This window comes from Alkanindiges illinoisensis (assembly GCF_004377485.1).
Lineage (GTDB): Bacteria > Pseudomonadota > Gammaproteobacteria > Pseudomonadales > Moraxellaceae > Alkanindiges > Alkanindiges illinoisensis_A.
This window is the reverse complement of record NZ_SNTY01000039.1, coordinates 1-11,433: the sequence shown is the minus strand read 5'-3', so window position 1 is coordinate 11,433 and position 11,433 is coordinate 1. Positions and strand designations below refer to the sequence as shown.

Below are 11,433 nucleotides of genomic sequence, written 5' to 3'. Positions count from 1 at the left end.
TTTACGGACAGTAGCTCTTGAAAGATGCAGATCACGGGCAATTGAACTGATACTTTCGCCTTCCCGAATATGACGCCGCCTGATTTTAGCGATAGTTTCCATGCATAACACGCCAGAATCTCCAGCTAAAAGCTGGATAGTTACATAACATCCGGGGTGGTCAAAATTCGACGCTGTTTATCCCGGATTTCTGAATAGTTTTGCACGCTGTTTTGCACCTGAGCTTTTAACATCTTTATCTATCCCAAAAATTAACTTGGAAATAGTTTTATACCAACAATTATACCAACACAATGCGTGAGACTTTAAGAGATTCAAAGGAACACCAAGAAACAAAAAGGGCATGAAAATCATTAATTTTCATGCCCTTACAGACCATATGAGACTATATGGATTTGAATTTTGGTGGAGATGGCGGGATTTGAACCCGCGTCCGCCAGCACTACGCCCACGAATCTACATGCTTAGTTATCGTCTATTGCTTTAACCGCTAACAGCCCAACGAACAGGACGTTAGAAGCGATTCCCTAAGTTTGACACCATGTCACGGGACATTACACGGTGCGGATCTGTGTGCGTGCGCTTCAGTCGGCCTTACCAACCACAGATATTCGGTTCGGCGGACAAGCAGCCCTTAGGCTGCTAGAGCGTAAGTTTCGTCGTTTGCGACTATAAAAATGCAAGATTGATTTACGAGAGATAATGCGCTCTCGGCATGCATCATTGAGTTTCATCACCAGCGTCGAAGCCAGAACATCCCCAATGCGGACACCTACTATAACAGGTTATGCAACTGGACGCTATGCGCTTCACCAATTCATAACATTCCTGTTTGCAGCAGGGTTAGGTATATAATGGTGCTAACCACCAGAATTTCAAGCAGGACGTGAACAACAAAATGGATTATCTACTGGCTCTGGATCAGGGCACCACATCAAGCCGAGCCATTATTTTTGACAGCAAGGGCCGGGTTAAGGCCAGTGCCCAGCGTGAAATTACCATTCGCACGCCACATCCGGGCTGGGTAGAACAGGATGCACAAGAGTTATGGAATACCCAGATTGGAGTTGCCCAGCAGGCAATGGCTGCCGCAGGTTTACTGGCACAGGACATTGCCGCCATCGGCCTGACCAACCAGCGTGAAACCACAGTAGTATGGCATAAAAAAACCGGCAAGCCTGTAGCACCTGCCATTGTCTGGCAAGACCGCCGTACTGCCGAATGGTGCGAACAGCAGCGCAAGCAAATGGATGAGCATCAATTATGCAAAAAAACCGGCCTGCGGCTAGATCCGTATTTCAGTGCAGGCAAGCTGGTGTGGATACTGGAAAACCTGCCAGAGGCACGGGCGCTTGCTGATGCAGGCAATCTTGCATTTGGTACTGTGGATAGCTGGTTAATCTGGAATCTAACCCGCGGCGAGCAGCATGTAATTGACATGAGTAACGCCTCACGCACCTTACTCATGAACATTCAAACCCAGACGTGGGATGAGGAGTTGCTGGATTATTTTAATATTCCAGCCAGTGTATTGCCTACAATTATGCCATCAGGTGGATTAATTGGTTATACCGCAGATGGCTTGCTGGGCCGTAAAGTACCCATCTGTGCGGCCATTGGTGACCAGCAGGCTGCCCTGTTTGGACAAGGCTGTTTTAATGCTGGATTGGCCAAGAATACGTATGGCACGGGTTGCTTTATGCTAATGAACACTGGCAGTGAGCTGAAATACAGCCAGCATCAATTACTGTCTACCCTGGCCTGGCAAACCCCGCAGCAATCACCGCAGTATGCGCTGGAGGGCAGCGTTTTTATGGCTGGTGCTATTGTCCAGTGGCTACGCGATGGACTGGGCATTATCCGGCAAAGTAATGAGGTGGAAGCATTGGCCCGGCAGGTCAAGGATACTGATGGCGTGGTGCTGGTTCCTGCGTTCACTGGTTTGGGTGCACCTTATTGGGATAGTGAAGCCCGCGCCATGCTGACAGGCATGACCCGGGGTACCAATCGTTGCCATATTGCCCGCGCCGCCCTGGAATCCATTGCGTTTCAGGTTGCCGATGTATTAGTGGCCATGCAGCAGGATGCCCCAACTCCACTCACAGAATTGCGTGTGGATGGCGGTGCCTGTTGTAATGACATGCTCATGCAGTTTCAGGCTGATTTACTGGGTGTGCCTGTCCTACGGCCAAAACTTCAGGAAACTACTGCATTGGGCGCTGCATTAATGGCGGGCCTTGGGGTCGGATTGTTTGGCTGTACCCGTGACATTGAGCACCTGTGGCAGCTTGACCGCAGTTTTGAACCCAGCATGAATGATGATGAACGCCAGCAGCATTTGTATCAATGGCATCAGGCCGTGAGCAAGGCACGTACCACTATGTAAAGCGCCTAATTTATTACTTAAAAAGTCTTGATCTGGCTTGTGACCTGAGCATTTTTAGCTTGGTACTAAAATAATAAAGCAGGCGCTCATTTCTGGCAGCCTGCTTTTGTATAGCGTAACTTTAAAGCCAAATTAAGTGACTTAAACCTGCTACAGGTGTCTGATTAGCCCCTAAATTTTTGCCATGCATTCAGCGTGGTTTTCTTGCTGTCATCCAGCTTAACCAGCGCGTCATCCTTGGCTTCGGTCAAAACTTCTTTTACCTCACCAATTGTCCATTGTGCATCGTTCAGCAGTTCATTAAAAGTGTCAGTAATTTCAGCTTTTAAAGTATTAAACAGGTCCGTAATGTTCTGGCGAGTCGTGTTTAAATATTCCTTGGCGTAGCTCACCCGTGCATTCACCTCTTCCTGCAAGCTTGCAACATTTTTCTGGATGGTCTCAGAGGCTGCTTCTGCTTGCCCTTCAAAACGATCGCGTGCACTACTGGTTAATTGCTTCACTTCATTTAAAGTGGCACTGGTGTTTTCTTTAAGCTGGTCAATATGCTGGCTCACCTGTTCAGCAGGAGTCTGGGCAGTGGCTTTTTTAGCAGTTGTTTTAGCGTTAGTGGTTTTACTGGTCATCATGGTGCTCCATTAAAATTGAATAATGTTGCCTCAATATGACACAAAGTAAAATTTTAAAAAGCCAAACTGTCTGACAATTATTTGTTTTAGATTAACGGTTTGTTAACCCAATCTTAAATAGATTTAGCTTTTAAGAATCTTTCCTTAAAATCCGAACAGCCATTAAAAAAAGTACTATCAGCCTTAAGCCAATAGTACTTTTTTCTAACAATGTAGAATTTACTGGTAATGCAGAAGTTAAAAGTAATTAGCTTTTAATTTTTTCTAGTGCTTCTTTTGCCTTGGTTTTGATTTCTTCCAGCTTGTCCAGAGCCTGCGCTTTGAGATCATCAACATTAATGTTGTTTTCCTCAAGTTTTCCTAGCGCTTTGGTTTTCAGCTCTTCATATTTTTCCAGCGCCTGCGTTTTTAAGTCTTCGACATTAATATTGTTGCCTTCAAGCTTTTCAACCGCCATGGCCTTTAGCTCGTCCAGTTTTTCCAGTGCCTGTGCTTTTAAGTCAGCCAGTTTGTCAGCATTATTTTCCAGTGTTTCACTCGCTTGATCTTTTAGGTTAGTGGCCTGATCTTTTAGCGTACTAGCCTGCTCAGTTACTGTGTCGGTTACCTGGTCTTTTAGCTCAGTGGCTTTATCCTTTAAGGCATTGACCTGATCGGTTGCGCTAGTTTTCAGGCTATCCAGCTTTTCAGTGGCCTGCTCATTTAAGTCACTGGCTTTGCTTTTAACCTGATCCACAATACCCTGATCAGCTGCGTCCTGCTGTGCTTCCTCACGCTTCTTGGCATTTTCCAGCGCAGCTTCTACCAGATTGTTGGTATGTTGCTTAAACTCGTTCAGATTGTTATTTGGCATGATGTGCTCCACAAGATCAAATGTTGAAAATAAAAAAAGCCACAATTTCAATTTAATATATAAAGCGGCTTACCCGATGACTAAGCGTTTCTTGTGATATTTTTATACAGCGATTATCTAGTGTGACACTTGTGTAATTGTTGCTTTAACGTGGCTGGCAATATGTAGAAACGGGTCAGGTATTGCACTTTAATCACTTAAAATAGCGTTTCGGTGTTTCATCTGCTGTCATCACAGGAAAACTTGCAGCATCCATAGACTTTCAACCGACAAATCCGTACAATATGCGGTTAATTCAAGCGAGAAGACTCAAGGAGACCGTGTTACCTCAACACTGTCTATCATTTGGCACGTCTACTCGCTTTTTTACAGCCCCAATTTTCTGGTTCAAGCTCAGGAGCTCAGTTTTGCGCACCCCTGCCATTTTAGCCCTCGCCGACGGAACGATCTTTCATGGTACGTCTATCGGAGCCACGGGTAGTACGACCGGTGAAGTCGTTTTCAATACTGCCATGACAGGTTATCAGGAAATTCTAACTGACCCCAGTTATGCCAAACAAATCGTTACCCTGACCTATCCGCATATTGGTAATACCGGCACCAATGACGAGGATCATGAGTCCGGTCGTGCCAGTCGCGTGTGGGCCAGTGGTCTGGTCATTCGCGACCTGCCTCTGCTTGCCAGTAATTTTCGCTCTTCCAAGCCGCTGGATCAGTATTTAAAAGAACAAAATATTGTGGCAATTGCTGATATTGATACCCGCAAGCTCACCCGTATCCTGCGTGATAAAGGGTCGCAAAACGGTTGTATTCTGGCAGGTGAAGATATTACCGAACAACAGGCGCTGGAAGCCGCGCGCGCCTTTGGTGGCCTGAACGGGCTGGATCTGGCCAAGGAATGCTGTGATCCTGAAGGCTATGAATGGTCTGCCGGTTCGTGGGAACTGGGCAAAGGCTTTAGCCAGCCAGAAGAAAAATTCCATGTCGTGGCTTATGATTATGGCTTTAAAACCAATATCCTGCGCATGCTGGCAGATCGTGGCTGCCGCCTGACGGTTGTTCCAGCGCAAACCCCTGCTGAAAAAGTACTGGCCATGAACCCGGATGGTATTTTCCTGTCTAATGGCCCCGGTGATCCGGCTGCCTGTGACTACGCCATTGACGCGGTAAAAAACATTGTCGATAACACTGAAATTCCGGTGTTTGGTATTTGTCTTGGTCACCAGATTCTGGCGCTGGCCTCGGGTGCTAAAACTGTAAAAATGCCGCATGGCCATCATGGCGCCAATCATCCGGTTAAAAATCTAGACCCATCTAGTAAACATTACGGCACCGTAATGATTACCAGCCAGAACCACGGCTTTGCAGTGGATGAAAGTACCCTGCCCGACTTTTTGCGCGTGACCCATCGTTCGCTGTTTGATGGCACCAATCAGGGTATTCACCGTACCGACAAGCCAGCGTTCAGCTTTCAGGGCCACCCTGAGGCCAGCCCCGGCCCGCATGACTGTGCGCCGCTGTTTGACCATTTTGTCGAATTGATGCAGCAGGCCAAGCATAAAAGCCAGCAAAACGAATCTCAACAGTCATAATCAGGGAGTTTATCAATGCCTAAACGTACAGACATAAAAAGCATCCTGATTATTGGTGCTGGCCCGATTGTGATTGGTCAGGCCTGTGAATTTGACTATTCTGGTGCACAGGCCTGTAAAGCGCTGCGTGAAGAAGGTTACCGCGTCATTCTGGTGAACTCCAACCCGGCCACCATCATGACTGACCCCAGCATGGCCGACTCAACGTATATTGAGCCGATCACCTGGCAGACCGTTGCACAAATTATTGAAAAAGAACGGCCTGATGCTGTGCTACCCACCATGGGCGGCCAGACTGCGCTGAACTGTGCGCTGGCACTGGATGCCAATGGCGTACTGGAAAAATACAATGTTGAGCTGATTGGCGCGACCAAAGAAGCCATTGAAATGGCCGAAGACCGCAAGCTGTTCGATCAGGCCATGCGTCGTATTGGACTGGAATGCCCGCGTGCTGCCGTGGCCAGCAACATGGAAGAAGCCTTTGAGATTCAGGCCAAACTGGGCTTTCCAGCGATTATTCGCCCCTCTTTCACCATGGGTGGTTCAGGTGGCGGGATTGCTTACAACCGTGAAGAATTCATTGAAATCTGTGAGCGCGGCTTCGATCTTTCCCCAACCAAGCAATTACTGATTGATGAGTCATTGATTGGCTGGAAAGAATACGAAATGGAAGTGGTACGTGATAAAAACGACAACTGCATTATCGTCTGTTCCATTGAAAACTTTGACCCGATGGGTGTGCATACCGGTGATTCGATTACCGTTGCTCCTGCGCAAACCCTGACCGACAAAGAATACCAGTTGATGCGTAATGCATCGATTGCGGTATTGCGTGAAATTGGTGTGGAAACCGGTGGTTCCAACGTCCAGTTTGGGATCAACCCCAAAGATGGCCGCATGGTGGTCATTGAAATGAACCCGCGCGTGTCACGTTCATCTGCACTGGCGTCCAAGGCAACTGGCTTCCCGATTGCCAAGATTGCCGCCAAGCTGGCCGTGGGCTACACGCTGGATGAACTGAAAAATGACATTACCGGTGGTGCAACCCCGGCGTCATTTGAGCCATCCATTGATTACGTCGTCACCAAGATTCCACGCTTTAACTTTGAAAAATTCCCGCAAGCCGAGCCAATCCTGACGACCCAGATGAAGTCGGTGGGCGAAGTGATGGCAATTGGCCGTAGCTTTCAGGAATCCATGCACAAAGCTTTGCGTGGCCTTGAAGTGGGTGCCTCCGGTTTTGATGAAAAAATTCCAGTAGGTGCAGAAGGTGCAGAAGACAAACTACGCCTTGAACTCAAAGTACCCGGCCCTGAGCGCATCTGGTACGTGGCTGATGCCTTCCGTCATGGCATGAGTATGGAGCAGGTGTTTGAATACACCGCGATTGATCCCTGGTTTCTGGTACAGATTGAAGACATTGTTAAAACCGAAGAACAGGTTAAACAACTGGGCTTTGCCGGCTTAACCTACGATGTAATGCGCAGCTTAAAGCGTAAGGGCTTGTCTGACTTGCGTATTGCCAACCTGCTGGGTATTCGCCAGAAGCAATTGCGCAAGCGTCGCTGGGATCTGGGCGTTCATCCGGTTTATAAGCGTGTGGATACCTGTGCGGCCGAGTTTGCCACCAGCACTGCTTATATGTATTCAACCTATGAAGATGAGTGTGAAGCCAACCCAAGCAACCGTGACAAAATCATGGTATTGGGTGGCGGGCCAAACCGGATTGGTCAGGGCATTGAGTTTGACTATTGCTGTGTGCATGCTGCCTTGGCAATGCGTGAAGATGGTTATGAAACCATTATGGTTAATTGTAACCCGGAAACCGTTTCCACGGATTATGACACCTCGGATCGCCTGTTCTTTGAACCGGTCACCCTGGAAGATGTGCTGGAAATTATCCGCCTTGAAAAGCCCAAGGGCGTGATTGTGCAGTACGGTGGCCAAACTCCGCTGAAACTGGCCCGTGCGCTGGAAGAAGCAGGCGCGCCGATTATTGGTACCTCACCGGATGCGATTGACCGTGCAGAAGACCGTGAACGCTTCCAGCAAATGATTGAGCGCCTGAATTTGCGCCAGCCACCAAACCGCATTATCCGCAGTGCAGAAGAAGGCATCGTGGAAGCTGAAAAAGTGGGTTATCCACTGGTAGTCCGTCCGTCCTATGTACTGGGTGGCCGCGCCATGGAAATCGTATATAACGTGGATGAACTCAAGCGTTATTTGCGTGAAGCGGTACAAGCCTCCAATGAAGCTCCGGTATTGCTTGATCGTTTCCTGGATGACGCCATTGAAGTGGATGTGGACTGCGTGTCTGACGGCACCACAGTGGTGATTGGCGGCATCATGCAGCACATTGAACAGGCAGGCGTTCACTCCGGTGACTCTGCATGTTCCTTGCCCCCGTATTCCCTGTCTGATGAAATTCAGAACGTGATGCGCGAGCAAACCATTGCCATGGCTAAGGAATTGGGCGTGGTTGGCCTGATGAACGTGCAATTTGCAGTCAAAGGCAACGATGTTTATATTCTGGAAGTCAATCCGCGCGCCTCACGGACTGTGCCATTTGTGTCCAAATGTATTGGCGTGAGTCTGGCCAAGATTGCAGCACGCTGCATGGCAGGCAAAACACTGGCCGAGCAGAACTTTACCACTGAAATTGTGCCCAAATTCTTTGCAGTGAAAGAAGCGGTATTCCCGTTTGCCAAGTTCCCGGGTGTTGATCCAATCCTTGGGCCAGAAATGAAGTCCACTGGTGAAGTGATGGGCGTGGGCAAAACCTTTGGTGAAGCGTTCTACAAGGCAGTTCTGGGCAGTAATGACCGTCTGCCGGGCAAGCCAGTTGAAGGTGAAATCAAGCGCGCGTTCCTGTCGGTGCGTGATAGCGACAAGCCACATATTGCCGCCGTGGCCACAAAGCTCAGTGAGCTGGGCTTTAAACTGGTGGCAACCGGTGGTACCTACCGCATGCTGCAGGAACAGGGCATTGAATGCGAGCGTGTAAATAAAGTCACTGAAGGCCGTCCACACATTGTAGACCGCTTGAAAAATGGCGAGATTCACCTCATTATCAATACCACTGAAGGCAAACAGGCACAGCAGGATTCATTTTCAATCCGCCGTAGTGCCCTGCAAGGCAAAGTGTATTACACCACGACCTTGAGCGGTGCTGATGCAGTATGCCAGGCTGTGAATATCCAGCTGCCAATGGACGTTTATCGTTTGCAAGATTTGAGCGAGGTTTAAAAATGCGTATGCATTTTCCGACGCATGAGAAGCGTCAGCTTCGCAAGGTGAGAAACACTGTTTCGCAAGTGCTGCAAGTAGTAAACATTTAATAGCGTCTAAAGGGTTCCGCTACTGTTTAGTGGCGGAGCTTTTTTTTTAGCGCTGGATTTATTTTTTGTGATGAACACAGGTGCTGTACCATTTAAAAGGACATGATTATGCAACGCTATCCCATGACCCCCCAGGGTGAACAAGCCCTGAAAGAAGAACTGCAACAATTAAAATCAGTGGAACGTCCACGGATTATTGCGGCAATTGCTGAAGCACGGGCGCATGGCGACCTGAAAGAAAATGCGGAATATCATGCTGCCAAGGAGCAGCAAGGTTTTTGCGAAGGCCGGATTCAGGAAATTGAAGCCAAGCTTGGGGCTGCTGACGTGATTGACGTGACCAAGCTGCAACAGGATGGCCGCGTGGTATTTGGGGTTACAGTTGAAATTGAAAATCTGGATACTGAAGAACGCCGCAGCTATCAGCTAGTGGGTGACGATGAAGCTGACTATAAGGTTAATAAAATTTCCATTAACTCCCCAATTGCCCGTGGCCTGATTGGCAAGCGCGAAGGCGATGAAGTCAAGATTCAAACGCCTAAAGGTGAAGTTGAATATGAAATCATGAGCGTGAAGTATATTGGTTAATAGCCCATAGATCTTCAGACTAGCAATAAAGGCTGCTTGATGAACTGTGTCCCAAAAGCTGGGCAGTGAATTAAGCGACTCGTCAGGCCTGTTTTCTATAATGAATAGAAAACAGGCCTTTTTTATTGTGCCGTATCTGTTTGTTTTAAGCTGATCATTCAAGCAGCAGAATGAGCGTTTCTGCACAGTTAGCAAGCTGCTCGGGTATGGCAGCAATCTGCCCTGTCACTATACTGATTTGATCATCCAAGTGATCCAGAGCGCTGATCCATGAAAAAAATAGCTGCCTTATTAGTCCTGCTCCTGAGTACCAATGCTGCCTTTGCCGCTGATTTTACTGTCAGCAGTCATGATATGAATGCACAGCAACCCTTAGCCATGAATCAGGTGTTTAATGGTTTTGGCTGTACTGGTAAAAATTTATCGCCACAGGTTTCGTGGCAACATGCACCAGCCAACACTAAAAGTTTTGCCATTACGCTGTATGATCCTGATGCGCCCACTGGCAGCGGCTGGTGGCACTGGACAGTGGTTAACATTCCCGCCACTATTCATCAGTTGCCGACGGGTGCAGGCAGTAAACACAGCAATTTGCCAGTAGGCAGCATGCAAGGTCGCAATGATTTTGGTGATTTTGCCTTTGGCGGTGCCTGTCCTCCGGCTGGCGATAAGCCGCATCGCTACATTCTAACCGTCTGGGCACTGGATACTGATAAACTGCCGGTAACCCGGAATATGAGTGCTGCCATGATTGGTTTTATGCTGAACGCGCACAAACTGGCCACGGCCAGCCTGACTGCAACCTATAGTCGCTAATTGATGGCTAAAAATTAATGATGGCTCAGTTACTGCCTGCCTCCGAGCAAATGCTGCTGCAAAATAGCCAGATGGACTTTGCCACCATCCGGGCCAGACAGCAGCAGCATATCAGGCGGGTGCATATCTTGGCACCTGCCCTGTGCCGTATTATTCAGGGCCATAAAATTTTGCACTGGCAACGGCAGACATTAAAAATCACTCCCAACGACCTGCTGCTATTTCCGGCAGGTGCTGTGGTTGATATTGAAAACCATCCTGAACAGCAACTTTACAACGCTGAAATCGTTAGCTTCCCCTTGCCACTGATTCACCACTATCAATTAATGCGGAAGGCACATGCAGGTACGCTTCAGCCTTCGGCACCAGTCATTACTTCTTTGTCCATGCCAATGACCCCAGAACTGGATTTTTGCTGGCAAACCCTGACCCACAGTATTCAGCAGCCGCTTTCCTGGCCGGTGCAACAGCATTTTGCCCAAGGGCTGTTACTGGCACTGGAAGGCAGTGTGCTTCTGGAAAACCTGCTGGTGATTGAACAGCATCAATTGCGGCATAAATTACAGCAATTGTTTTTAAGGCAGTGCGGGCTGGACTGGAAACTGGCTGATGCTGCCCACTGGCTGCATTTGGGCGAATCCATCATTCGGCGCAAACTGGCCGAGGAAGGTAGCAGTTTCCGGCAAGTGCTGGATGAAGTGCGTTTTACTGTGGCGCTGGGCATGGTGCAAACCACTGATTTACCCATTAGCAGGGTGGCAGAACATTGCGGCTATGAATCAGCCTCACGCTTTTCGGTTAAATTTAAAAGCATGTATGGCATTTCGCCCAGTGAGCTGCGGATCAAATAACTTCTAATCGCTGGCTGTTTTATATGCCTTAGATTCTCAAATGAAGTGCAACAGAGATTAATATATTGGAAGGAAGCAAGATGAGCTAGCATTCTGTTTCCGACCGACCAAAGTCAAAGTTGCATCATGAACTATACTCATCTTACTCAAGAAGAAAGATATCAGATTTATACATTATTACGTGAAGGTTTTTCTAAACGTTATATCGCCTGGAGATTGAATCGTTCACCTTCCACTATTTCCAGAGAAATCCAACGTAATCGAGCGAGAAATGGCTATTTTGCCAAACATGCCCATAAATTAGCTCGAAGACGGCATCATTCAAATCCTCAAAGAATCCCATGTGATATCTGGGTACAAGTCATTGCTTATCTTGAACT

At 48.0% G+C, this 11,433-nt stretch carries 9 protein-coding genes and 1 other RNA gene; 7 read left to right on the top strand and 3 right to left on the bottom strand.

Going from position 1 to position 11,433, the window contains the following annotated elements; genetic code table 11:
- Positions 1–403: 403 nt before the first annotated feature.
- Positions 404–761, bottom strand: a transfer-messenger RNA (tmRNA) gene (gene ssrA / locus E2B99_RS09970).
- A gap of 137 nt (positions 762–898) precedes the next feature.
- On the opposite strand from ssrA, the gene glpK reads away from it, so the two are divergent.
- Positions 899–2,386, top strand: a complete 1,488-nt coding sequence (gene glpK, locus E2B99_RS09965; RefSeq protein WP_134244825.1) for a glycerol kinase GlpK — start codon at positions 899–901, stop codon at positions 2,384–2,386.
- Between the two features lie 164 nt (positions 2,387–2,550).
- Here glpK and E2B99_RS09960 read toward each other — a convergent pair whose 3' ends face one another.
- Together E2B99_RS09960 and E2B99_RS09955 are read right to left on the bottom strand one after the other, a co-directional pair.
- The gene (locus E2B99_RS09960; protein WP_134244824.1) at positions 2,551–3,015 is read right to left on the bottom strand and encodes a hypothetical protein; all 465 of its coding nucleotides are present in this window, start codon (positions 3,013–3,015) and stop codon (positions 2,551–2,553) included.
- A gap of 247 nt (positions 3,016–3,262) precedes the next feature.
- Positions 3,263–3,868 (bottom strand): hypothetical protein, encoded by a 606-nt coding sequence (locus tag E2B99_RS09955; RefSeq protein WP_134244823.1) that lies wholly within the window; start codon positions 3,866–3,868, stop codon positions 3,263–3,265.
- A 407-nt stretch (positions 3,869–4,275) separates the two neighbouring features.
- Between E2B99_RS09955 and carA the strand changes: the two genes are divergently transcribed.
- The 6 genes from carA to E2B99_RS09925 form a co-directional block, all read left to right on the top strand.
- Entirely contained in the window at positions 4,276–5,460 is a 1,185-nt protein-coding gene (gene carA / locus E2B99_RS09950; RefSeq protein WP_134244822.1) for a glutamine-hydrolyzing carbamoyl-phosphate synthase small subunit, read from the top strand.
- Positions 5,461–5,475: 15 nt separating this feature from the next.
- The gene (gene carB / locus E2B99_RS09945; RefSeq protein ID WP_134244821.1) at positions 5,476–8,706 is read left to right on the top strand and encodes a carbamoyl-phosphate synthase large subunit; all 3,231 of its coding nucleotides are present in this window, start codon (positions 5,476–5,478) and stop codon (positions 8,704–8,706) included.
- 200 nt (positions 8,707–8,906) lie between these two features.
- Positions 8,907–9,386 (top strand): transcription elongation factor GreA, encoded by a 480-nt coding sequence (greA, locus tag E2B99_RS09940; protein ID WP_134244820.1) that lies wholly within the window; start codon positions 8,907–8,909, stop codon positions 9,384–9,386.
- Positions 9,387–9,656: 270 nt separating this feature from the next.
- On the top strand, positions 9,657–10,202 hold the full coding sequence (locus tag E2B99_RS09935; RefSeq protein WP_134244819.1) for a YbhB/YbcL family Raf kinase inhibitor-like protein: 546 nt from the start codon (positions 9,657–9,659) through the stop codon (positions 10,200–10,202).
- Between the two features lie 17 nt (positions 10,203–10,219).
- Positions 10,220–11,053, top strand: coding sequence for a helix-turn-helix transcriptional regulator (locus E2B99_RS09930; protein WP_134244818.1), 834 nt, complete (start codon positions 10,220–10,222; stop codon positions 11,051–11,053).
- A 126-nt stretch (positions 11,054–11,179) separates the two neighbouring features.
- Positions 11,180–11,433, top strand: a 254-nt coding sequence (locus E2B99_RS09925; protein ID WP_166739031.1) for a helix-turn-helix domain-containing protein, incomplete at its 3' end; no start/stop codon positions are given.